The organism is Pseudomonas canadensis, assembly GCF_030980095.1.
GTDB lineage: Bacteria > Pseudomonadota > Gammaproteobacteria > Pseudomonadales > Pseudomonadaceae > Aquipseudomonas > Aquipseudomonas canadensis.
This window is the reverse complement of record NZ_CP133298.1, coordinates 6,230,780-6,253,606: the sequence shown is the minus strand read 5'-3', so window position 1 is coordinate 6,253,606 and position 22,827 is coordinate 6,230,780. Positions and strand designations below refer to the sequence as shown.

Annotated in this window: 26 protein-coding genes; 12 read left to right on the top strand and 14 right to left on the bottom strand. The window is 60.9% G+C overall.

Features of this window, described 5'->3' with window-relative positions:
* The first annotated feature begins 45 nt into the window (after positions 1-45).
* The 4 genes from bufA2 (at position 46) to cfaB (ending at position 3,257) form a co-directional block, all read left to right on the top strand.
* Entirely contained in the window at positions 46-297 is a 252-nt protein-coding gene (gene bufA2 / locus RB216_RS29190) for a BufA2 family periplasmic bufferin-type metallophore (RefSeq protein ID WP_028618561.1), read from the top strand.
* A gap of 63 nt (positions 298-360) precedes the next feature.
* Positions 361-1,206: an MNIO family bufferin maturase gene (gene bufB / locus RB216_RS29185; RefSeq protein WP_305383308.1), complete on the top strand. Its 846-nt coding sequence runs from the start codon at positions 361-363 to the stop codon at positions 1,204-1,206.
* Complete coding sequence (locus tag RB216_RS29180) at positions 1,197-1,985, top strand: HvfC/BufC N-terminal domain-containing protein (RefSeq protein ID WP_028618559.1); 789 nt, start codon at positions 1,197-1,199, stop codon at positions 1,983-1,985. The genes bufB and RB216_RS29180 overlap by 10 nt, the downstream gene beginning before the upstream one ends.
* A gap of 87 nt (positions 1,986-2,072) precedes the next feature.
* Entirely contained in the window at positions 2,073-3,257 is a 1,185-nt protein-coding gene (gene cfaB, locus RB216_RS29175) for a C17 cyclopropane fatty acid synthase CfaB (protein WP_028618558.1), read from the top strand.
* A 121-nt stretch (positions 3,258-3,378) separates the two neighbouring features.
* Here cfaB and cls read toward each other — a convergent pair whose 3' ends face one another.
* A complete protein-coding gene (cls, locus tag RB216_RS29170; RefSeq protein ID WP_068937786.1) occupies positions 3,379-4,818 on the bottom strand; it encodes a cardiolipin synthase in 1,440 nt (479 codons plus the stop codon).
* A gap of 131 nt (positions 4,819-4,949) precedes the next feature.
* On the opposite strand from cls, the gene RB216_RS29165 reads away from it, so the two are divergent.
* Complete coding sequence (locus RB216_RS29165) at positions 4,950-5,471, top strand: DUF3617 domain-containing protein (protein ID WP_016978689.1); 522 nt, start codon at positions 4,950-4,952, stop codon at positions 5,469-5,471.
* Here the strand turns inward: RB216_RS29165 and RB216_RS29160 are convergent.
* From RB216_RS29160 to folE2, 8 genes are read right to left on the bottom strand one after another with little or no spacing between them, the layout of a single operon-like run.
* Positions 5,455-6,273, bottom strand: a complete 819-nt coding sequence (locus RB216_RS29160) for a His/Gly/Thr/Pro-type tRNA ligase C-terminal domain-containing protein (RefSeq protein WP_028618556.1) — start codon at positions 6,271-6,273, stop codon at positions 5,455-5,457. The two genes, RB216_RS29165 and RB216_RS29160, sit on opposite strands and share 17 nt — an antisense overlap.
* 11 nt (positions 6,274-6,284) lie before the next feature.
* A complete protein-coding gene (locus RB216_RS29155; protein WP_028618555.1) occupies positions 6,285-7,622 on the bottom strand; it encodes a dihydroorotase in 1,338 nt (445 codons plus the stop codon).
* A gap of 3 nt (positions 7,623-7,625) precedes the next feature.
* On the bottom strand, positions 7,626-8,186 hold the full coding sequence (locus RB216_RS29150) for a gamma carbonic anhydrase family protein (protein WP_028618554.1): 561 nt from the start codon (positions 8,184-8,186) through the stop codon (positions 7,626-7,628).
* Positions 8,183-8,596, bottom strand: a complete 414-nt coding sequence (gene hisI / locus RB216_RS29145) for a phosphoribosyl-AMP cyclohydrolase (protein ID WP_122686994.1) — start codon at positions 8,594-8,596, stop codon at positions 8,183-8,185. The genes RB216_RS29150 and hisI overlap by 4 nt, the downstream gene beginning before the upstream one ends.
* On the bottom strand, positions 8,593-9,486 hold the full coding sequence (locus RB216_RS29140) for a metal ABC transporter substrate-binding protein (RefSeq protein WP_122686995.1): 894 nt from the start codon (positions 9,484-9,486) through the stop codon (positions 8,593-8,595). Before RB216_RS29140 ends, hisI begins: the two co-directional genes overlap by 4 nt.
* Positions 9,487-9,497: 11 nt before the next feature.
* On the bottom strand, positions 9,498-10,364 hold the full coding sequence (locus RB216_RS29135; protein ID WP_028618551.1) for a metal ABC transporter permease: 867 nt from the start codon (positions 10,362-10,364) through the stop codon (positions 9,498-9,500).
* The gene (locus RB216_RS29130) at positions 10,364-11,032 is read right to left on the bottom strand and encodes a metal ABC transporter ATP-binding protein (protein ID WP_068937790.1); all 669 of its coding nucleotides are present in this window, start codon (positions 11,030-11,032) and stop codon (positions 10,364-10,366) included. Before RB216_RS29130 ends, RB216_RS29135 begins: the two co-directional genes overlap by 1 nt.
* Positions 11,029-11,919, bottom strand: a complete 891-nt coding sequence (folE2, locus tag RB216_RS29125; RefSeq protein WP_068937791.1) for a GTP cyclohydrolase FolE2 — start codon at positions 11,917-11,919, stop codon at positions 11,029-11,031. Before folE2 ends, RB216_RS29130 begins: the two co-directional genes overlap by 4 nt.
* 128 nt (positions 11,920-12,047) lie before the next feature.
* Here folE2 and RB216_RS29120 point away from each other — a divergent pair, with 128 nt between their 5' ends.
* Entirely contained in the window at positions 12,048-13,250 is a 1,203-nt protein-coding gene (locus tag RB216_RS29120; protein ID WP_028618548.1) for an N-acetylmuramoyl-L-alanine amidase, read from the top strand.
* On the opposite strand, the gene RB216_RS29115 is transcribed toward RB216_RS29120, so the two are convergent.
* Complete coding sequence (locus RB216_RS29115; protein ID WP_028618547.1) at positions 13,247-13,615, bottom strand: hypothetical protein; 369 nt, start codon at positions 13,613-13,615, stop codon at positions 13,247-13,249. The genes RB216_RS29120 and RB216_RS29115 overlap by 4 nt on opposite strands.
* 127 nt (positions 13,616-13,742) lie before the next feature.
* Here RB216_RS29115 and dksA point away from each other — a divergent pair, with 127 nt between their 5' ends.
* The 4 genes from dksA to RB216_RS29095 are packed head-to-tail and all read left to right on the top strand — an operon-like array spanning position 13,743 to position 17,034.
* Positions 13,743-14,147, top strand: coding sequence for an RNA polymerase-binding protein DksA (gene dksA, locus RB216_RS29110; protein WP_028618546.1), 405 nt, complete (start codon positions 13,743-13,745; stop codon positions 14,145-14,147).
* A 27-nt stretch (positions 14,148-14,174) separates the two neighbouring features.
* On the top strand, positions 14,175-15,383 hold the full coding sequence (zigA, locus tag RB216_RS29105) for a zinc metallochaperone GTPase ZigA (RefSeq protein ID WP_122729979.1): 1,209 nt from the start codon (positions 14,175-14,177) through the stop codon (positions 15,381-15,383).
* The gene (locus tag RB216_RS29100; protein ID WP_028618544.1) at positions 15,383-16,027 is read left to right on the top strand and encodes a DUF1826 domain-containing protein; all 645 of its coding nucleotides are present in this window, start codon (positions 15,383-15,385) and stop codon (positions 16,025-16,027) included. The genes zigA and RB216_RS29100 overlap by 1 nt, the downstream gene beginning before the upstream one ends.
* 44 nt (positions 16,028-16,071) lie before the next feature.
* Positions 16,072-17,034 carry a CobW family GTP-binding protein gene (locus tag RB216_RS29095; RefSeq protein ID WP_028618543.1) on the top strand — a complete coding sequence of 321 codons (963 nt, stop codon included), beginning with the start codon at positions 16,072-16,074 and terminating at the stop codon, positions 17,032-17,034.
* Here RB216_RS29095 and RB216_RS29090 read toward each other — a convergent pair.
* Positions 17,028-17,420, bottom strand: coding sequence for a DUF3301 domain-containing protein (locus RB216_RS29090; protein WP_016978674.1), 393 nt, complete (start codon positions 17,418-17,420; stop codon positions 17,028-17,030). The two genes, RB216_RS29095 and RB216_RS29090, sit on opposite strands and share 7 nt — an antisense overlap.
* Positions 17,421-17,537: 117 nt before the next feature.
* On the opposite strand from RB216_RS29090, the gene pdxY reads away from it, so the two are divergent.
* Complete coding sequence (gene pdxY / locus RB216_RS29085) at positions 17,538-18,410, top strand: pyridoxal kinase PdxY (protein WP_028618541.1); 873 nt, start codon at positions 17,538-17,540, stop codon at positions 18,408-18,410.
* Between the two features lie 140 nt (positions 18,411-18,550).
* On the opposite strand, the gene RB216_RS29080 is transcribed toward pdxY, so the two are convergent.
* On the bottom strand, positions 18,551-19,027 hold the full coding sequence (locus RB216_RS29080; RefSeq protein WP_028618540.1) for an acyl-CoA thioesterase: 477 nt from the start codon (positions 19,025-19,027) through the stop codon (positions 18,551-18,553).
* A gap of 292 nt (positions 19,028-19,319) precedes the next feature.
* Here RB216_RS29080 and RB216_RS29075 point away from each other — a divergent pair, with 292 nt between their 5' ends.
* Positions 19,320-21,083: a cation:proton antiporter gene (locus RB216_RS29075; protein ID WP_028618539.1), complete on the top strand. Its 1,764-nt coding sequence runs from the start codon at positions 19,320-19,322 to the stop codon at positions 21,081-21,083.
* 193 nt (positions 21,084-21,276) lie between these two features.
* On the opposite strand, the gene RB216_RS29070 is transcribed toward RB216_RS29075, so the two are convergent.
* A complete protein-coding gene (locus RB216_RS29070) occupies positions 21,277-21,684 on the bottom strand; it encodes an SMI1/KNR4 family protein (protein WP_028618538.1) in 408 nt (135 codons plus the stop codon).
* A 136-nt stretch (positions 21,685-21,820) separates the two neighbouring features.
* A complete protein-coding gene (locus RB216_RS29065) occupies positions 21,821-22,693 on the bottom strand; it encodes a Tim44 domain-containing protein (RefSeq protein ID WP_028618537.1) in 873 nt (290 codons plus the stop codon).
* Positions 22,694-22,827: the final 134 nt, after the last annotated feature.

Here is a 22,827-nt window from a genome sequence, read left to right as displayed (position 1 = left end):
ATCCGTTCAGACCGACACCCTTACTGATCTCTGAGGACTACAAAAATGAACATCAAAAACGCCGTTTCCGGTGCTGCTCTGGCCATCGCTGCCGCCACCATGTTTGCCGGTGTCGCCACCCAGGTACAGGCCGCCGACGCTACTGTTCATTGCTACGGCGTGACCTCCTGCAAAGGCATGAACGACTGCAAGACCGCCGAGAACGCCTGCAAAGGCCAGGCTGTCTGCAAGGGTCATGGCTTCAAGGCGATGACCAAGGCTGCCTGCGATGCTGCTGGCGGAAAAGTCGGCGAGTAATCGCTAGCCGAGTGCAACCGCAGCGGACCTTCAAGCCGCTGCGGACACTTTCCAGGAGTCCACATGCCTACCTCTTTCTCCTCTCTGGGTTACGGCCTTGGTTTACGCAACGAATACTATGAGCAGATCCTTGCGCAATCCCCTGCGGTGGATTGGTTCGAAGTGATCTCCGAGAATTACCTGGTCCAGGGCGGTAAAGCCTTGTATTACCTGGATGCGATAGCCGAGCGTTATCCCTTGGTCATGCACGGTGTCTCCCTGTCCATCGGCGGGCCGCATGCCCTTGATACCGATTACCTGAAGCAGATCAAACAGCTCGCCGAGCGTATCCAGCCGGCGTGGGTTTCCGATCACCTGTGCTGGAGCCGCGGCAGCGCCCACCAGTTGCATGACCTGCTGCCGCTGCCTTACACCGAAGAAAGCCTCTACCACGTGGCCGCCCGTGTGCGCCAAGTGCAGGACGTGCTGCAACGCCCATTGGTGCTGGAAAACGTCTCCAGTTACGTGCGTTCGAAAGCGGACGAATTCACCGAATGGGAATTCCTCAATGCCCTGGCCCACCTGTCGGGCTGCCAGCTGTTGCTGGACGTTAACAATGTGTATGTCAGCTCGCGCAATCATGGTTTTGACGCCTGGACGTTTATTCGCAACCTGCCATCGGAAAGCATTCGCCAGCTACACCTGGCGGGGCATATGGACTACGGCGACTACGTAGTCGACACCCATGACCATCCCGTGTGTGATCCGGTGTGGGCGCTTTATCAACAGACGCTTGAGCACCTGGGACCTGTGTCGACGCTACTGGAGCGGGACGACCATTTCCCACCCTTTGAAGAGCTGCTCACCGAGCTGAGCAAGGCCCGTGAACTGGGCGCGACGGTCCTGGCCAGGAGGCCGTTATGCGCCTGACCGATTGGCAGTTGGCCTTCGAACAACATCTATTAGCCGACACACCGAGTGCCCGCAGTGACTTCGCCGCCACGTTGCTGGGCGGACCGACGCTGGATGTGGACACGGGCCTGGCGATTTACCACAACGCCTACCTCTCACGGTTGCAAGAAGTCTTGCGGCATGACTTCAGTGCCGTCCTTTATTGGCTGGGTGATGACGAGTTTGCCGCGTTGACCGAGGCCTACCTGCGCCGCTACCCCTCGGCTCATTACAGCCTGCGCTGGCTGGGCGAGCGTTTTCCGGCGTTTATCCTTGAGCATCTGGTGGCGGAGCAGAGTGCGCCATTGGCGGAGCTAGCGCGTTTGGAATGGGCGTTTACCCTGGCATTTGATGCGCCGCAGGGCGAACCGCTGACGCTGAACGACATGGCGTCGTTACCGCCGGAGGCGTGGCCGGTGTTGCAGGTTTCCCTGGCGCCGACGGTGCAACCGCTGCTGTGCCAGTTCAACAGCGTAGCGATCTGGCGCGCCAGTAAGGACGAATCCGACTTTCCCGACAGCCAGGCACTGGCCCCGGCGCAGACGTGCCTGGTGTGGCGCCATCAGAATGTCTGCCATTACCGTAGCCTGGAGCCCGCCGAAGCCTCTGCCTTGACAGGAATGGCGACCACCGGTTGGAGCTTTGCCGAACTGTGCGCCGAGTTGGCAGTCACTCATGCAGAGGGTGCGCCACTGCAGGCCGTCACATGGCTGAAGCAGTGGGTCCAGGACGGGTTGCTCGAACGTCGAGCCCCATAGAGGAGCGCTATCAAATCGATAGCCTCCTACTTTGTCTTTGGATGGTCTAACCTCTCAGCAGACGTCTGAAACAAGGGGGGACTACTCATGCTCGCGCAACTTCCACCGGCCTTACAGAATCTTCAGCTACCGCTGCGTCTTCGACTCTGGGACGGCCATGAATTCAATTTGGGCCCCGAGCCCAGTGTGACCATCGTGGTCAAGGACCCCACGGTTGTCAGCCAGCTGACCCATCCCACGCTCAACTCACTGGGCGAAGCCTTCGTCGAGGGCAAATTGGAGCTGGAAGGCTCCATTTCCGAGGTCATCCGGGTATGTGACGAATTGAGTCACGCCCTGATCGAGGATGACGAGGGGAGTCGTCCGGTGCGCTCGATCCACGACAAGGCCACCGACGCAGCGGCCATTTCCTACCATTACGACCTGTCCAACGATTTCTACCAGCTGTGGCTGGACCAGGACATGGTGTACTCCTGCGGTTATTTCGAAACCGGCAGCGAATCCATCGACCAGGCCCAACAAGACAAATTCCGCCACCTGTGCCGCAAGCTGCGGCTGCAGCCGGGCGAGTATCTGCTGGATGTCGGTTGTGGTTGGGGCGGGTTGGCGCGGTTTGCCGCGCGGGAGTTCGGGGTCAAGGTGTTTGGCATCACCCTGAGCAAGGAACAGTTGGCGCTGGCCCGGGAGCGCGTAAAAGCTGAAGGCCTGGAAGACCAGGTGGACCTGCAACTGCTCGACTACCGTGACCTGCCGCAAGACGGCCGTTTCGATAAAATTGTCAGCGTGGGCATGTTCGAACACGTCGGCCACGCTAACCTGGCGGAGTACTGCAAGACCCTGTTCGGCGCTGTGCGCGAAGGCGGCCTGGTGATGAACCACGGCATCACCGCCAAGCACACCGATGGTCGCCCTGTGGGCCGTGGCGCCGGGGAGTTCATCGAGCGTTACGTGTTCCCCAACGGCGAGCTGCCACACCTGGCGATGATGACGGCCGAGATCAGCGAAGTCGGGCTGGAAGTGGTCGACGTCGAAAGCCTGCGCCTGCACTACGCGCGCACCCTGGACCATTGGAGCGAGCGCCTGGAAGACAACCTGGAAGCGGCGGCGAAAATGGTGCCGGAGCAAGCGTTGCGCATCTGGCGGCTGTACCTGGCGGGTTGCGCGTATGCGTTTGCCCGGGGCTGGATCAACCTGCACCAGATTCTGGCGGTGAAACCCCATGCCGATGGCAGCCATGACCTGCCGTGGACACGGGAAGATATCTACCGCTGATTATTGAAAACACTGTAGGAGCTGGCTTGCCGGCGATTGCGTGGTGTCAGCCGACTGATTCGGTACTGATACACCGCCATCGCTGGCAAGCCAGCTCCTACAGTGGGTATTGGGTTGTTTGTTAGAGAATCGGTGAAATAAGCCGCGCAACCCGCATGCCCAGTTGCTGAAGGCGACGGGTTTCGCGGCTTTCTTCTTGGCTGACTTCATGGGCCAGGGCGAAGTCGCCCAGCAGCATGTGCTCGACTTCCTTGGCGAAGGCCTCGTCGACCGTCAGCAACATCACTTCGAAATTCAACCGGAACGAACGGTTGTCCATGTTCGCACTGCCGATAGCGGCGATTTCGTCGTCTACCAACACCACCTTCTGATGCAGGAAGCCCGGCATATAGCGGAACACCCGCACGCCGGCGCGCACGGCTTCGATTGCGTACAGGCTGGACGCGGCGTAGACGATGCGGTGATCGGGCCGTGAAGGCAGCAGCAGACGCACGTCGACACCGCGCAGCACGGCCAGGCGCAGGGCCGAGAACACCGCTTCGTCGGGGATGAAGTAGGGGCTGGTGATCCATACCCGCTCCGTCGCTGCGTGGATGGCTTCGACGAAGAACAGTGAGCAGGTTTCATAGGGGTCGGCCGGACCGCTGGCGAGCAATTGGCAGAGCACGCCGTCTTCCGGGTAGGCGTCCGGCAATATCAGCGGCGGTAGTTCGCGCGCGGCCCAAAACCAGTCTTCGGCAAACGATTCCTGCAAGCACGCCACAACCGGGCCGGTCACCTGCACATGGGTATCGCGCCATGGTGCCAGTGGTGGTTTCTTGCCCAGGTATTCATCGCCGACGTTATGCCCGCCGACAAACCCGGTAATACCGTCCACCACCACGATCTTGCGATGGTTGCGGAAGTTGACCTGAAAGCGATTGAGCCAGCCGCTGCGGGTGGCGAAGGCTTTGACGTTCACCCCGGCGTCGCGCAGCGATTGCACATAACGATGGGGCAGGGCATGGCTGCCGATGCGGTCATACAGCACGTAGATGGAGACGCCTTCTGCGGCCTTTTCCTTCAACAGGGCGTGCAACTGCCTGCCAAGTTCGTCGTCATGAATGATGAAGAACTGGAACAGCACCGCCGTCTTGGCGCTGCGGATTGCCGCGAAGATCGCACTGAAGGTAGCGTCGCCATTGATCAGCAAACGCACTTCGTTGTTGGCCAGGCACGGCATGCGGCCCAGCTTGGGCATGGCGCGCAGCGAAGCGTAGGCGCTGGAGTTGCGTGCCGCCAAGGCTTCTTCGACCCATGGGCGCCAGTTCAGCTCGGTGATGGCGGTGTGCATTTCCTGGTTGGCCTGGCGACGGGCCTGGATGTAGGCGTCGAACGTGCTGCGGCCGAAGATCAGGTACGGGATCAGCGTGAGGTAGGGCATGAACATCAGCGACAAGGCCCAGGCGATTGAGCCTTGGGCGGTCCTGACGGTCAGCACCGCGTGGATCGCGGCGAGGGTCCCGAGAAAATGCAGCGTGGCGATTAAGTAGGCGAGCAGGTGCGGGCCAAAGAAATCCATGGACGACGTTACTCCAGGCAATCCAAGTGCCTAACAGACCATGTCTGGTCAGGAATGTCGCTATTTTATTTGCCGTGCAACCCTGGCACCTTTGCGGCGTCTAACGCCCAACATTACCCAGGAGTTACCCGATGAATGCTCGTCTGCTGTCTTTGGCCATGATGATTGGTGTGTCGCTGCCGGTGGCGGCGCAGGCGCAGATGCTGGCGCCGGGCTTGTGGGAACTGACCACCAGCAATATGAAAGTCGATAACCAGGACCTGCCGGACCTGTCGCTGATCCTCGGTCAGCTCAAGCAACAGATGACCCCGGAACAACGCGCCATGCTCGAAAAGCAAGGCATCACCATGGCCGGTAAAGGTGTTCAGGTGTGCCTGACTCCGGCGCAGGTTGCCTCCGATTCGATCCCGCTGACCGACCCGCAATCGGGCTGCAAGCAGGAAGTGACGGACAAGACCGGCAACCAGTGGAAATTCCGTTTCAGTTGCCCGAAAGCCCAAGGCACTGGCGTAGCAACTTTCCAGAGCCAGAAAGAATTCACCACCACCGTCAACGGCACCTTCAATGCCACCGGCATTCAGCAGAAGGGCAGCCTGGACAGCCATGCCCAATGGCTGGGCAACGATTGCGGGACGGTCAAGCCTCGCGCTTGAGCCTTTCGCACAGGGCTTCGACACTCATCTGACCGAGGTCTTCCCCCAGGCGGCTACGCAGGCTGACGTAGCCGCCGGCTTCTTCCCTCTCGCCAACAATCACCAGATACGGCACCTCATGCAGGCTGTGCTCGCGCATCTTGTAGCTGACCTTCTCGTTGCGTCGGTCCACCACCGCCCGTATACCCACACGTCTCAATGCTTCACAGACCTGCTGGCCGAAGTCAGCCTGGCTTTCACTCAGGGTGAGCACCGCCGCCTGCTGGCTGGCCCAACAGGTGCCGTAAATGCGTTGCTGCGACGCGTTGATGGTGACCTTGGTCAGCTTGAAGGCTCGGATCACACCGGTGCTGGGCACATGAAGACCGTGACATAGGGCTTCAAAATCGCCCAGGCGCCGCACCGAATGATTGGTGTTCGCCAAATGGCGCATGCGTGCTTCGATCTGTTCAAGGTCGACCGGTGTGAAGGCACGTTCGTAGGCCAAGTCGTAGAAGAAACCATCGTCGATGGGCGACCCGGCTGTCAGTTGAGCGATAGGAAACAGTTGCTGAGTGGCCATCGCCAACAGACTCGCGCAGGAGCGTCGCAGAATCTCCAACCCCTCGGGATCCTGGGTGGTGATGATCTGGAGCCGGGCGTCCTGCTCCAGCAGGTGTTCGCAGCCCACCAGCACACCGTCAACGCGGCCGGCGACCGACGTCTTGGCCAGCCCCACGCCGATGCTGGCAGCAACTTCGTAAACCGACAGCGCCTCGTCGTACTCGCGTTGCGTGCCGTCTGGCAAGGTGATGCGGATCATCGCCGTCGTCTCTAACGCAGGAAATGCAAAGGTAATCCTTGGCAGCTGTCGATTACCTGACCGTTATGAAAAGCCAAGTGGCCGGAAACCAGGGTGGTGCTGACACTGTGACGAAAACTGCGGTCGGCGAAGGGCGTCCAGCCGCAGCGGGCCAGGATCGGTTGGCTGCTGACCGGCTTGCCCTCGGGCTCGGGTTTGATCAGCACCAGGTCGGCCCAATAACCTTCACGCAGATAGCCGCGATCGGGGATGGCGAACAGGTCGGCGACGCGGTGGCTGGTTTTTGCGACCAGCGTGGTCAGCGGCAGCAGCCCATCGGCCACCAGCTCCAGCAGCGCCGGCAGCGCGTGCTGCACCAGGGGCAATCCCGACGGCGCCTCGCGATAAGCCAACTGTTTTTGCGCCCAGGTATGCGGCGCGTGGTCGCTGCCGATCACGTCCAGGCGGTCGCTCAGCAACGCCAGGCGCAGGGCGTCACGGTCGGCGCGGGTCTTGATCGCCGGATTGCATTTGATCTGGTGGCCGAGGCGATGATAGTCACGATCATCGAACAGCAGGTGGTGCAGGCAGACCTCGGCGGTGATGCGTTTTTCGGCAAGGGGCTTGTCTTCGAACAGCGCCAGTTCGCGGGCGCTGGTCAGGTGCAGCACATGCAGACGGGTGCCATGGCGCTTGGCCAATTCCACGGCAAAGGATGACGAGCGATAGCACGCCTCGGCATCGCGGATCAGCGGATGCGCGACGGCGGGGATGTGCTCGCCGAAACGCTCGCGCAGGCGCAGCTCGTTGGCCTGGATGCTCGGCGTGTGTTCGCAATGGGCCAGCAGGATGGTGGGCACTTCGGCGAACAGGCGTTCCAGGATCCGAGGGTCGTCCACCAGCATATTGCCGGTTGAAGCGCCCATGAACACTTTGACTCCGGCCACCTCGCGCGGGTCGAGGGCGGCGACGGTGTCGAGGTTGTCGTTGCTCACGCCGAAATGAAAGCCATAGTTGGCCACCGAGTGCAGGGCGGCGCGGCGTTTCTTGTCGGCCAGGGCGTCCAGGTCGAGGGTGGCCGGGTGGGTGTTGGGCATGTCCATGAAGCTGGTGATACCACCGGCTACCGCTGCGCGGGATTCGCTGTAGAAACTGCCTTTGTCTGGCGCGCCAGGTTCGCGAAAATGCACTTGGTCATCGATCATGCCGGGCAGCAGCCAGTGACCTTGGGCGTCAATGGCGACGGGCGCGTTGCTGTCCTGGATGCTGCTGGCGATCTTTTCGATACGACCATTGGCGACCAATACATCGGCGTCGAATTCCTGGCCTTCGTTCACCAGGCGGGCGTTGCGGATCAGCAGGCGGCTCATGGTTCAGAACTCGTTTTGCAGGGCTTTGTAGCCGCGCACCAGATCAACGTTGGTGCGCGCCACGTCTTCGGAAAACTCCGAGGCACTCACGCTCACCGGCGGGAATTGCGAGAGGTCGGTGTTGGGTCCGATGCGGGTGGTGGAGGGCACATAGAACGCCGCAGGCAAATCACGGCCGTCGACCACCGAGTTGTGGCGCACCACGCAGCCGTCGCCCACGGCGCAGTTGAACAGCACGCTGTTGAAACCGATGAACACGCGGTCGCCGACGGTGCAGGGGCCGTGGACGATGGAGCGGTGCGCAATGGAGGTGAATTCTCCGATGGTCACCGCCGCGCCGGATTTGGAGTGGATGACCACGCCGTCCTGGATATTGGAGTTGGCGCCGATGATGATCGGGTCCATGCCGCCGCTGGCGTCGACTTCGTCGGCGCGGATCACGGCGTAGGGGCCGACGAAAACGTTTTCGCCAATGATGACCTTGCCGCAGATGATGGCGGTCTTGTCAACGTAGGCTGACTCGGCAATCACGGGCAGATCGCCGGACGGGTTTTTGCGGATCATGCTAAGGGCTCCGTAATGATGTGGACGTAGTCGCCGTCGATGGCGTTGTAGAAGCAGGTCGGCCGACCGGTGTGGCAGGCCGGACCTTGCTGGTCGACGATCAGCAAGACCGCGTCGCCGTCGCAATCCAGGCGTGCTTCCACCAGATGTTGCCAATGACCGGAGCTTTCGCCCTTGCGCCACAACCGCTGACGTGAGCGCGACCAGTAGCAGACCTGCCCGGTGCCCAGGGTTTCCTTGAGGGCCTGGCGGTTCATCCAGGCCAGCATCAACACCTCGCCGCTGCCATGTTGCTGGGCGATGGCGGCGATCAGGCCATCGCTGTTCCACGGCAGGGCATCGAGCACGGGTTCGAGGGGAAAGCGGCTGCCGACGGCAGCCCCTTCCAGGTCGAGCATGCTCAAGGTCATGGCTTGGCTTTTTCAGGTGAGCTTAGGGCCGCGCACAGTGTGTTGAGGTTGTATTCGAACAGCCCGGTGAAGGTGCTGGCCGGGCCTTCAGCGGCAAGGGCGTCGGAGTAAAGCGTGCCGCCGATCTGCGCGCCGCTTTCGTCAGCGATCTGCTTGAGCAGGCGCGAATCCTTGATGTTTTCCATGAACACGGCTTTGACTTTGTCTTTGCGGATCTGGGTGATCAGTGCGGCCACTTCGGCTGCGGACGGCTCGCGTTCGGTGGACAGGCCCTGTGGCGCAAGGAACTCGATGCCGTACGCCTGGCCCAGGTAACCGAAGGCGTCGTGGGAGGTGACGATGCGACGGTTACCGGCGGGTAGAGCGCCGAACTTGGTCTTGGCTTCGGCCAGCAGGCGATAGATTTCTTTCAGGTAGGTTTGGCTGTTGTGCTGGTAGTCGGCCTTGTTGGCCGGGTCGGCAGCGATCAGCGCCTTGGCGATGTTATTCACGTAGATTTCAGCGTTCGCCAGGTTGTGCCAGGCGTGCGGGTCGGGGATGGTTTCGCCGTCTTCGTCCATGGTGTGGGATATCACGCCTTTGCTGGCGGTCACCACCGTGGCTTTGGTTTCGGTGCTGGTCACCAGACGGTCCAGCCAGGGTTCGAAGCCCAGGCCGTTCTTGATGATCACCTTGGCCTTGAGCAATGCCTTGGCATCGTCCGGGGTAGGCTCGTAGGTGTGGGCGTCAGCGTCGGGGCCGACCATGTTGCTGATCTGGATGTGATCACCACCAATCTGGTGGGTGATGTCATCGAGGATACTGAAGCTGGTAACCACCTGAAGCTTGTCGGCGGCCTGGGCCGTCGACAACGACAGGACGAGACTGAACAGCACGAGTAGAGCGCGCATCGGTAAACACCTCATTGGGATGACAGCAAGGGCGGGCGGCGCAGCAAGCCGTGCACCGGACCGAAGACCACGGACAGCAGATACCCGGCGCCCGCCACCAGCACGATCGCCGGGCCGCTGGGCAACGAGTAGTAGAACGACAGCAACAAACCCAGCCACACCGACAGGCATCCCAGCACTGCCGATACCGCGATCAACACCGGCAGGCGCCGGCTCCAGAAACGTGAAGCGATGGCCGGCAACATCATCAGGCCCACCACCATCAAGGCGCCGATGGCCTGGAAGCCGATCACCAGGTTCAGCACCACCAAAGTCAGGAACAAACCATGGGCCAGCGGACCGAGGCGGCTGACGGTTTGCAGGAACAACGGGTCGAGGGTGTCCAGCAGCAGGGGTTTGTAGATCACGGCCATGGCGATCAGGCTGAAACTGGACACCCACAGCATGCCGGTGAGGGTGGTTTCGTCCACCGCCAGGGCTGAGCCGAACAGCAGGTGTAGCAGGTCGAGTCGTTTGCCGGCGAGGCCCAGGATCAGTACGCCGGCGGCGAGGGAGATGGGGTAGATGGCCGCGAGACTGGCGTCTTCGCGCAGGCCGGTACGACGAGTGATCCACGCGGACAGGCCTGCCATGCTCAGGCCCGCGCCGAGGCCGCCGATGGTCAGGGCGGGCAGGCTGAGGCCGGCGAACCAGAAGCCGAGGGCTGCGCCGGGCAGGATGCCGTGGGCGACGGCGTCACCGATCAGGCTCATGCGTCGCAGGATCAGGAACACGCCCAGTGGCGCGGTGCTGCAGGCGAGCACCAACCCGCCGATGAGGGCGCGGCGCATAAAGACGAAATCAACAAAAGGCATCCACAGGTGGGCGGCGAAATGCATCAGGCCACCTGCATCTGTGGCTGCGGGCGTATCAGCTCTTTGCTCGGGCCGAACACGCAGCCGCTGCTTTTGATCTGCACCACTTGCTGGGTGTGGTGGCGCACGGAGGCGAGGTCATGGCAGACCACGATCAACGTGCGACCTTGCTCATGCCACGCGTGGATATGCTTCCAGCACAGCGCCTGGCCTTCTTCATCGAGGGCGGCGTGGGGCTCGTCAAGTAGCAGAACCGGCGCTTCGGCCAGGCTCATGCGGGCGAGCAGGGCGCGTTGCAGTTCGCCACCGGACAGCGCCATCAAGGGGCGGTGTTCGAGGCCGCCAAGGCACCAGTCTTCCAATACCGCTTCCAGGCGCTGGCTGCGTTGTTGCGGGGAAAGTTGCGTCCCCCAGAAACCGGCAGCGACCAGTTCCTGCAAGCTGATGGGAAACTGTCGGTCCAAGTGTTGCTGCTGGGGCAGAAACGACAGCCCGCCACGGCGTGGAACATCCACCGTGACTTTACCCGCCAGGGGTTTCTGCAGGCCGGCGATGACTTTAAGCAGGCTGCTTTTGCCGGTGCCATTGGCGCCGATGATGCCGGTGAGGCTGCCTTTTTCCAGGGTGAGGTTGATGGCGGGCGTCAGCGGCTGGCCGGGTGCGCCCCAGCGTAAAGCGGTGCAGGTGATCATGCAGGGTGTCTCGTCCAGCGGCTTTCAGCCACGGCATCGTGCGCGTGCAGGCTTTCGGCATGGACCACTTTCAGGTGGAAGGCTTTGACGGCATCCGAGCGTTTCAAGGCGAGGTTCAGGCGGCGGGCGGCGTCTTCGCAGAACATCAGGTTCTGCCCGTTGGCCAGGGCGAATGCTTGTTCGTCCGCGCGCTTTACGGCGGTTTGTACGGCGGTGCCCAGGGCTGCTTCGACGGTGTCGATCAACTCCGTAAGCGGCAGTTGCTCGCCATTTAACTGGACATGCAACTGCGCACTGCTGCGCTGGCTATGAGGCGTGGCGACGATGCCATTGGCGCTGCCAAGCCAGGTCAACACGTCTTCATGCTGCAACGGTGTGTTGGCGAAGTCGTCGAGAAATTGTTGCTGAATCAACTGCCTGGCGAGGGCAGCGGAGCATGGGCACGTTGAGGAATAAGTAACGTCAATTTTTAGTTCCACGTGGAACATCTGGTTTTCCAGGCGCGCTTCAATGCTCACCGGGTAGCCTTTCCAGCCGGCCAGCGGGCTGACCAGCGCCGGGCGTTTGAGCAGCAAATCGGTGTGGACGCGTAGGTAGGCGTTATTAGATAAACCTTCATGACTGTCGAGAAAACGCTGCAGTACAGTACGCAGAAGTGCGGGCGTAAGCGGTTGCTGGTCGAGCATCTCCAGCGCCAGGTACAGGCGAGACATATGAATGCCACGGGCGGCGCCATCGTCCAGGCTCACGCCGGCATCGGCGGTTGCGGCCAAGCGCTGGCCGTCGATAAGAATCGGTAGGGCGATACCGCACATGCCCACCCAGTCGAGTGGCAAGGCTTGGCGTGAAGCCTGCGCGGCGATATCCGGCAGAGTCAGCGCATTCATGAGCAGGTCCATCGTTGGAAATAAAAAGACATGTTATATTATAACTATTGAGTCGACGATGATTTTTCTGCTCCAGCCTTTTTTCAGTCATGTCGAGTAGGGACGCTCCTTTATTTGCGGTATTTTTCATGCACAGACGTCAGCTCCTAAACTTGCTTCTGGCCAGCCCGCTGTTCACCTTGCCGTTTACCGCCCACGCCACGCAGATCAGCAACGCCCGCCTGTGGCGCTCGGACGACAAGCTGCGGCTGGTGTTCGATCTCAGCGGTCCGGTCCAGTACAAGACCTTCACCTTAAGCGCGCCGGAACGCTTGATCATCGACCTCAGCGGCGCCGGGCTCAGTGGTGATTTCTCTCAGTTGGCGCTGAAAAACAGCGGGATCACCTCGATCCGCTCCGGGCATTTCGGCAAAGGCGATACGCGCATCGTGCTGGACCTTGCCGCACCGATGCAGCTCAACAGCTTTCTATTGCCGCCCCAGGATGGCCAAGGCCATCGCCTGGTGTTGGACCTGACCAGCGCCACCCAGGCGCCTCGCCAGATTGCGGCCGAGCCCAAGCCTTTGGTGGACAAGGCCCACCCCAAACGCGACATCATCGTGGTGGTCGACCCCGGCCATGGCGGCAAGGACCCAGGCGCCGTCGGCTCCAAAGGCCAGCGCGAAAAAGATGTGGTGCTGTCCATCGCCCAACTGCTGGCTAAGCGCTTGAAGCGCGAGAAAGGTTTCGACGTGAAGTTGGTGCGCAACGACGATTTCTTCGTACCGCTGCGCAAGCGCGTGGAAATCGCCCACAAGCACAATGCCGATATGTTTATTTCGGTGCATGCGGACGCGGCGCCGCGTATCACGGCGTCGGGCGCTTCGGTGTATGCCCTGTCCGAAGGCGGCGCCACTTCCGCTACGGCGCGATTCATGGCGCAACGTGAGAACGGCGCCGATCTGCTCGGTGCCACCAGTCTGCTCAATCTGAAAGATAAGGACCCGATGCTCGCCGGGGTGATCCTGGATATGTCGATGAACGCCACCATCGCGTCCAGCCTGCAACTGGGCAGCTCGATCCTGGGCAGCCTGGAAGGCATCACCAGCCTGCATCAGAAGCGCGTGGAACAAGCCGGATTCGCCGTGCTCAAGTCACCGGACGTGCCGTCGATCCTGGTGGAAACCGGGTTTATTTCCAACGCGCGGGACAGTGCGCGGCTGGTCACCGCGCGTCATCAACAGGCGGTTGCCGATGGCCTGTTCGAAGGCCTGAAGAAATACTTCCAGAAGAACCCACCGATGAACAGTTACATGGCGTGGGTGCAGGAACAGAAGAACGGCCAGGTCTAACAGCCGGTTATACGGCTACAGGTGAATTTGGCGCTGGCGCCGCCTGAACTGGAAAACCGGTTGAGGGTGGTCCAGCCCACGCGCCGTGTGTAGCCGACCCACGCCTCACCATCCGACGCCAACCCGGTAAAGAACGTCAGTTGCCCGTAGCGGCTGTTGGTCTGTGCCCAATAGCGTTTGCCGATCACCTCGTACCCGCGCAAATACGTGGTGCTGCCGACCGTCGCCACGCTGTAGGCGTTGCCTGAAGGGTCAACGCAAGCAAGCAGGTTGGCGCTGCGCGTGCAGTTGGCCAGCAGGCTCGGCACCTGGGCGCAGACAGGTCCTGCGGCAATCAATAACAGGGCGCACACCAAGCGTTTCATAGGGTTTCTCGAGGTCGGGAAGTATTCAAGCATTGCGCCCCTCGTCGTGGCGAGCAAGAGAGGATTGGCTTATTTGTATTGTTATACTATAACATTAAAAAACAGCCTGACCCGTGAACCGCTCCCCATGACCGAACAAGACCTCCTGGCCCAGCCTTCCGCCAACTACATGAATGAAGCCCAGCAAGGGTTCTTCCGTGAGTTGCTGCTGGCCCAGCGCAATGAGCTGCAAGCCCGCATCGACGCCGAGTTCCTGTTACTGCGCGAGCAGGAAACCAACAGCGACCCCGCCGATGTCGGCAGCGCCGAAGAACAGCGCCAATGGCAACTGCGCCTGCTGGAGCGGGAAAAGAAGCTGTTGGACAAGATCGACGACGCCCTCGAATTGCTCGCGCGCGGGGAATACGGCTGGTGCCGCGAAACCGGCGAGCCCATCGGCCTACAGCGCTTGTTGCTGCGTCCTACCGCCACCCTGTGTATCGAAGCCAAAGAACGTGAAGAGCTGCGCGAACGCCACAAACGGGCGATTTGACCGGCCAACCCTGATAAGGAATACCTGATGCCCAATCGTCTCCCCGTTACTGTGTTGTCCGGATTTCTCGGCGCCGGTAAAAGCACGCTGCTCAACTATGTCCTGCGCAACCGCGAAAACCTGCGGGTGGCGGTGATCGTCAACGACATGAGTGAAATCAACATCGACGGCAGTGAAGTCCAGCGCGACGTCACGCTCAATCGCGCCGAAGAAAAACTGGTGGAGATGAGCAACGGCTGCATCTGCTGCACCTTGCGGGAAGACTTGCTCGAAGAAGTCGGAAAACTCGCCAAGGAAGGTCGTTTCGATTACTTGCTGATCGAGTCCACCGGCATCTCCGAACCCTTGCCCGTGGCCGAAACTTTCACCTTCCGCGACGAAAACGAGCAAAGCCTGGCCGACATCGCACGCCTGGACACCATGGTCACCGTGGTCGACGGCATGAACTTCCTGCTCGACTACCAGGCCGCCGAAAGCCTGGCGTCACGTGGTGAAACCCTCGGTGAAGAAGACGAGCGCTCCATCACCGACCTGCTGATCGAGCAGATCGAATTCGCCGACGTGATCCTCATCAGCAAAATCGACCTGATCAGCAGCCGCGAACGCGAAGAGTTGATGGCGATCCTTGAACGCCTCAACGCCCAGGCGGAAATCATCCCGATGGTCATGGGTGAAGTACCGCTGAACAAGATTCTCAACACTGGCCGTTTCGACTTCGAACGCGCCGCGCAAGCGCCGGGCTGGTTGCAGGAATTGCGTGGTGAACATGTACCGGAAACCGAGGAATACGGTATTGCTTCCACCGCTTACCGTGCGCGCCGTCCCTTCCATCCACAGCGTTTCTTCGACTTCATCGACCGCCCGTGGGTCAACGGCAAACTGCTGCGCTCCAAGGGTTTTTTCTGGCTGGCCAGCAAGCACCAAGATGCGGGCAGTTGGTCCCAGGCCGGCGGTTTGATGCGCCATGGTTTTGCCGGACGCTGGTGGCGCTTTGTGCCAAAAAGCCAGTGGCCGCAGGACGAAGAAAGCATCGCGGCGATCATGGGCAACTGGCAACTGAGCACCGGTGATTGCCGCCAGGAACTGGTGTTTATCGGGCAGAACATCGACTTCACCCAACTGCGTGCCGAGCTGGACGCATGCCTGCTAAACGATGAAGAAATGGCCCTGGGCGTCGACGGTTGGCGCCTGCTGGCCGATCCTTTTGGCCCTTGGTATGAGGAGGCAGCCGCCTGATGCTGGCCCCGGTGATTCCCCTGCGTCCCGTGATTCGCCAGACCCGTGGCGAAACCCCGCTGGCGCTGTCCGACATCCTGGAAGATGGCGTCAACCTGGCTGTGTGGGAGCGGCAGTTGCCGTTGCACATCGCCGAGTTCGGCGCCTTGCTGGTGGCGCTCAACGAGCCGTTGGCCGATTCCATGGTGATCGACCTTAACAACGAAGACGCCGTGCCTGACTTGCAGGGTCTGGCGTCCAGTTGCCGTGATCTTGAAGGCTACGAAGGCTTTGTTGCCGATGTGTCGTGGCTGGTCAGCGCATTCGCCTGCTTGCTGGGCGCCAAGCGTATTGGTGTGCGTTTGAGGTTGCTGGATAAGGCGATGTGCCCACGTTTTCACGTCGACCATGTTCCAGTGCGGCTGATCACCACCTATGCGGGGGTCGGCAGCCAGTGGTTGCGCGAAGGCGTGATGGACCGGCGCAGGCTGAGCCAGCCGGAGGCCGAGCCCAGCGAGCGTGTCGAACAGATTCACTGCGGCGAAGTCGCCCTGCTCAAGGGCACCAAATGGCACGGTAATGAGAATTACGGCTTGATCCACCGGTCACCGGCACTCAAGGCCGACGAGCGCCGATTGATCCTGACACTGGATTGGCTCGCATAACCGCGTAGGATCAAACGCTCTACACGGTCCGAACGATGCCCTTCATGCTGCAGAACATTCCCACCCACGTGATTGCCGGGCCCTTGGGCGCCGGCAAGACCAGCCTCATCAAGCACCTGCTCGCCCAGCGTCCGGCCAACGAGCGCTGGGCCGTGCTGATCAACGAGTTCGGGCAGATTGGCCTGGACGCGGCCTTGCTCACTCAGGATGACGACGGCATTGCCCTGGGCGAAGTCGCCGGAGGCTGTCTGTGTTGTGTGAACGGTGCACCGTTTCAGGTAGGACTGGGCCGTCTGTTGCGCAAGGCCAAGCCCGACCGGCTGTTTATCGAACCGTCGGGCCTGGGCCATCCGGCGCAATTGCTCAAGCAGTTGCGACAGGCGCCCTGGCAGGGCGTGCTGGCCGTCCAGCCTTGCGTGCTGGTATTGGATGCCCAGGCGCTGGCCGCAGGGAAACCATTACCGCCAGCGCAGCAAGAGGCTCTGACGAGTGCCGGGTTGCTGGTGTTGAACAAGGATGAAGGGGTGGACGCTGGGCAGCGCCGAGCGATCGAACTGCAGTTGCCAGAATGCCCGCTCTACTGGACCCGTCAGGCGCAATTGCCCTTGCAACAATTACCCGGCCTGAACGCGCAGGCTTCAGCCGCTGTGGATAACATCGAAGTGCCCGAAGGCCTCGCGCAAATGCCGGCGGTGTGGAGCGATCCCACTCAACCGATCTGCCTGAGTCAGGCCCAAGAGGGTGGTTGGAGTGTCGGCTGGCGCTGGCACCCGAGCCAGCAGTTCGATACCCGCCGCCTCGACCAGTGGCTGACAAGCCTTGAATGGCGCCGCGCCAAACTGGTTATCCACAGCGCCGAAGGGTGGGTTTCGACCAACGCGGTGGATAACAGCGAGCTGACTTGGCAGGCCAGCGAGTGGCGCCGCGATTCACGTATCGAATTGATTTTCAGCGAGCCACAGGACCTGGCTGCCTTGCAGGCCGCACTAAAGGCCTGCCGTTACTGACGGTTCTTGGCGTGGTCCTGGCGCCACTGGCTCAGCTCGATCACCTCGGCACTGGGCAGCGGCGTCTTGATCTCGAACGGGTAGGGCGCCAGTTCGATCTGCGCACTGTGGGCGCCAAATTGGGTGATGGTGCCCGGGTGGCGGGTTTCGCCGGTCACGGTGAATTCAAAGTTGTAGATACGCGCCAGGCGCCGCCGCCCGTTGGCATCTTTCACAAACCCGATGCGCTTGAGCGCCACCGCGCCGTCCAACAGTTCGATGTCGAGCTTGGCGCAATGCTGCTTGACCCGCTCCAGCGCCCGCTCGCGCAGGCCGTGGTTGTGCCACACCCAGGCGGCACCGGTCGCCAGCAGCATCAACACGAAGATGTTTCCCAGGGTCAGCATGCGAAAGACTCCAACAAAGTGAGAGCAGCTTAACTGTGTCGCCGGTCTGTCGTACAGGCTGCGTTTAGTCGCATACTGCGCGGCCAGAATTTCAATGGCTTTACGGAAATCCCGCGCATGAAACGCACACCTCATCTGCTTGCGATCCAGTCTCATGTGGTCTTTGGCCACGCCGGAAACAGCGCCGCCGTATTCCCCATGCAGCGCGTCGGGGTGAACGTCTGGCCGTTGAACACGGTGCAGTTCTCCAACCACACCCAGTATGGCCAATGGGCGGGCGAAGTGCTGGCGCCGCAACAGATTCCGGCGCTGGTAGAAGGCATCGCCGCGATTGGCGAGCTGGGCAACTGCGATGCGGTGCTGTCCGGTTACCTGGGCAGTGCAGACCAGGGCCGTGCGATTCTCAGCGGTGTGGCGCGCATCAAGGCCATCAACCCCAAGGCCCTGTATTTGTGCGACCCGGTGATGGGCCATCCGGAAAAGGGCTGCATCGTGCCCCAGGAAGTCAGCGATTTTCTGCTGGACGAAGCCGCGGCCATGGCTGACTTCCTGTGCCCCAACCAGCTGGAGCTGGACAGCTTTGCCGGGCGCAAGCCGCAATCGCTGTTCGACTGCCTGGCCATGGCCAAGGCGTTGCTGGCGCGCGGGCCGAAGGCGGTATTGGTTAAGCACCTGGATTACCCCGGCAAGCTGCCGGACGGTTTTGAGATGCTGCTGGTGACCGCCGATGGCAGTTGGCACCTGCGCCGGCCGCTGCTGGCGTTTCCGCGTCAGCCCGTGGGCGTGGGCGACCTGACCTCGGGGTTGTTCCTGGCGCGGGTACTGTTGGGCGACAGCCTGTTGGCGGCGTTCGAGTTCACTGCCGCAGCGGTGCATGAAGTGCTGCTGGAAACCCAGGCTTGCGCTAGTTATGAACTGGAGTTGGTGCGTGCTCAGGACCGTATCGCCCATCCGCGTGTACGGTTTGAAGCCACCCCTATAGATCTATAAGTACACAAAACTCCATGTGGGAGCGGGCTTGCTCGCGAATGCGGTGCACCAGACCCTGATGAGCCGGCTGACACACTGCCTTCGCGAGCAAGCCCGCTCCCACAGTTTGATTGGGTTTACAGTTTGAAATCTACGGCGCTTCAGCCTTTGATTTCCTGATACCGCTTCTCCAGCTCCTGGCGGATCTGCCGGCGCTGCTGTGCCTGAACGAACCGGCGCTTATCTTCGCTGTTCTGCGGCTGCAACGGCGGCACGGCGGCCGGTTTGCGCTGGTCGTCCACGGCCACCATGGTGAAGAAGCAGCTGTTGGTGTGGCGCACCGAGCGTTCGCGGATGTTCTCGGTCACCACCTTGATGCCCACCTCCATCGAGGTGTTGCCGGTGTAGTTGACCGACGCGAGGAAGGTCACCAGCTCGCCGACATGGATCGGTTCGCGGAAAATCACCTGGTCCACCGACAACGTCACGACATAGCGGCCGGCATAACGGCTCGCACAGGCGTAGGCCACTTCGTCGAGGTACTTGAGCAGGGTGCCGCCGTGGACATTGCCTGAAAAGTTGGCCATATCAGGGGTCATCAATACCGTCATCGACAGCTGGGCGTTTCCGGGTTCCATAGCACACTCACGGGTTGTAGGCATTTGGTTGGGGGACACCTCTGCGGGTGCTGGACTCTTTGCTGCGCCTTCCTTAACGGGACGCCGGTAGGCGGCTTGCCGTCACGCGTGCACCGATCTGTTTCCATATATTGCACCGGCTTTCTGCCGGAAGTCGCGGTGTTAACCTTCAAAAGCCCACCTCAGGGCATTTCTTACGATCAAGGCAGACTTTTCCTTTCGCTCTTTGCGACATTTCAAAGGCGCGGGCGGAAGTGGGAAAAGTGCCAGTACCCTCAAGGAGCCCCTCGCCATGCACGCCATCAGCTTTATCCAGGACCTGGCCGTGATCATGCTGGTGGCTGGGGTTGTCACCATCCTGTTTCACCGCCTCAAACAGCCGGTGGTCCTGGGCTACATCGTCGCCGGGTTCATCATCGGCCCCCACACCCCGCCATTCGGCCTGATCCACGACGAAGACACCATCAAGACCCTCGCCGAGTTGGGGGTGATCTTCCTGATGTTCTGCCTGGGCCTAGAGTTCAGCCTGCGCAAATTGTTCAAGGTTGGCGCCACTGCGTTTATCGCGGCCTTCCTGGAAATCATCTTGATGATCTGGATCGGCTACGAGATCGGCCGCTGGTTTGACTGGAGCACCATGGACTCACTGTTCCTCGGCGCGATCCTGGCGATTTCCTCCACCACCATCATCGTCAAGGCGCTCAATGACCTGAAGATGAAGAACCAGCGCTTTGCCCAGCTTATTTTCGGCGTGCTGATCGTCGAGGACATCCTCGGCATCGGCATCATCGCCTTGCTGTCGAGCATTGCCGTCAGCGGCACGGTCAGCTCCGGCGAGGTGTTTTCCACGGTCGGCAAACTGTCGTTGTTCATGATTGTTGCGTTGGTCATCGGCATTTTGCTGGTGCCGCGTTTGCTGGCCTACGTGGCCAAGTTCGACAGCAACGAGATGCTGCTGATCACCGTATTGGGCCTGTGTTTCGGTTTCTGCCTGCTGGTGGTCAAGCTGGAGTACAGCATGGTGCTGGGCGCGTTCCTGATCGGTGCGATCATGGCCGAATCCAAGCAATTGATTAAGATCGAGCGACTGATCGAGCCAGTCCGCGACATGTTCAGCGCCATCTTCTTCGTGGCCATCGGCTTGATGATCGACCCGCAGATCCTGCTGCAATACGCCTGGCCGATCGCGGTGATCACTGTGGCCGTGGTGCTGGGCAAAATGCTGTCCTGTGGCCTGGGGGCGTTTATCGCCGGCAATGACGGGCGTACCTCACTGCGCGTCGGCATGGGGCTGTCACAGATTGGTGAGTTTTCCTTCATCATTGCGGCGTTGGGGATGACGCTACAGGTGACCAGCGACTTCCTTTACCCTGTCGCCGTAGCCGTTTCAGCGATTACCACACTGCTCACGCCGTACCTGATTCGTGGTGCCGACCCACTGTCCTTGAAGATTGCAGCGGTCATGCCCAAGCGATTGAGCCGGGTGTTCGGCATGTACGGTGAATGGCTGCGCAGTATCCAGCCCCAGGGCGAAGGCGCGATGCTGGCGTCGATGATCCGCAAGATCATCCTGCAAGTCGGGGTGAACCTGGCGCTGGTGGTGGCGATCTTCTTTGCCGGCAGCTTTTTCGCGGCGCGTATCGGTGGGTATCTGGAAGGCTGGATCAGTGATCCAAGTTGGCAGAAGGCGTTGATCTGGGGTGGGGCGTTGCTATTGTCGCTGCCCTTCCTGATCGCGGCGTATCGCAAGCTCAAGGCGCTGTCGATGCTGTTGGCGGAGATGAGTGTGAAGCCGGAAATGGCCGGGCGGCATACCCAGCGCGTACGACGGGTGATCGCGGAGTTGATCCCGATTCTTTCGTTGCTGGTGATCTTCCTGCTATTGGCAGCCTTGTCGGCCAGCATTCTGCCGACCAACAAGTTGCTGGTGCTGATCGCCGTGGTCACGGCTGCAGTGGCGGCGGTGCTCTGGAGGTGGTTCATCCGCGTGCATACGCGGATGCAGGTCGCCTTGTTGGAGACGCTGGATAACCACAAGGATACGCCCGAACACTGAGGTAAGCGGGCCACTTACTGTGGTGAGCGAGCTTTTTGTGGTGAGCGAGCTTGCTCGCGCTGGGCTGCGTAGCAGCCCCAGTCCAGGCGACGCGTTCTTTCAGGTTTGGCGATGTGAGGCATGGGGCCGCTACGCAGCCCAGCGCGGGGCAAGCCCGCTCACCACAGCGAGCCGGTCACCATGGGTGCAGGGCTCAGCTTTCCAGCCAGACGTCCCGCGCCCAGTGCCACACCGATTCCCAGGTTTCCTCGGTGACGATTTCTTCTTCGCCAGACCACAGCACCACAGTGCCGTCTTCCTCAACGCAGTAGTAGTCGTCGCCGTCCTGGCAGATCGGGATCAGGCTACGATCAACACCGGCGTCCCAGGCGTTGGCGGCCACGTCCGGCAGGTAGGTGTGGGATTGCGGGTCGGTGACGGTCACCGGCTCCAGGCTGCCGTACACCACGTCGCTGACGGTCAGCAGGAATTCACGAAAGACGAACGGGATGTCGATGAACAGTTGTTCCTCGATTTCCACCAGTTGGTCTTCGTCAGGCAGCTCCAAAGGAACCGGGACCGGTTCGTTGGCTTCACGCAATTGTTCGATGATTTCTTCCACGGCCGGGATCCTCTTGCTAGATGGCGCGGTTTATAGGGGCGTTTTATACAGTAGCTCGCTATAAGTGCAACCGTGAAATAGAAAACCCCGGACAGGTCCGGGGTTTTTTGTAACTGCTTGCTCACGCGTGCAAGGATCAGCCGTTCTGGCGGATACCGGCGACCAGCCAAGGCTGGTTGTCGCCCTGGGCACGTTCCATGTTCCAGCTTTCGCTGAACACTTCGCCCTGGTCGAAACGCGAGGTCTTCGACACACCGCTGAAGGTCAGGGTGGCGATAGTCTTGTCGGCGCGGTCATCCACACCTTCCAGCTGGACGCGCAGGTCGTCGATGTAGGTCGACTGGAAAGCATCGCCAATGTCGGCACGTTCGCGCTTGAGGAACTCCAGCAGTTGCGGGGTCACGAACTCGGCGATCTTGTCCATTTCGTTGGCGTCCCAGTGCTGCTGCAGGGACTGGAAGTGGCTACGGGCCGCTTCGACGAAACGCTCTTCGTTGAACCAGGCCGGCGCGTTGATCACCGGACGGGCCGCGGCAGGCGCTGCCGAACCACCGAAGATCGAACCCATGGCTGGTTTTTGCTCGAACACTTCACGTTGCATCGGCGCGCCGGCTGGAGCCAGGTGCTCCTGCTGCTTGCGGCGACGAGCGGCGATAAAGCGAAAGATCACAAAGGCGATGACCGCCAGGATCAGCATGTCGAAGATCTGCATGCCCTGGAAGCCGCCACCCATGAACATGGAAGCGAGCAGGCCACCGGCGGCGATACCGGCCAGGGGGCCCAACCAGCGCGAAGCACCGCCGGCCTTGGCAGCGGCGCCAGCAGCACCGGCTGCGCCTGCGGTCGCGGCTGCACCGCCCATGCCGCCGGCGGATGGAGCCATTTGGCTGGTCTGGTGAGTCGGTGCCGCACCGGAACTTTTGCCGCCACCGAAGCGTTTGGCGTTGGCGTCGATGCTCATCGTCAGGCCGATGCACAACGCCATGGCGATGCTAAGAAAACGTTTCATAAAGGGAATTCCCATTTGTGGATTGCACGCGCGCCATGTTGCACAGGTGGAGTGACAGTGGCTAGCGACATAATGTTTCGGGCTTTTGCGTAAGATCGATTCAGAAGGGTCTGTAGGACTAATTACAGATATTG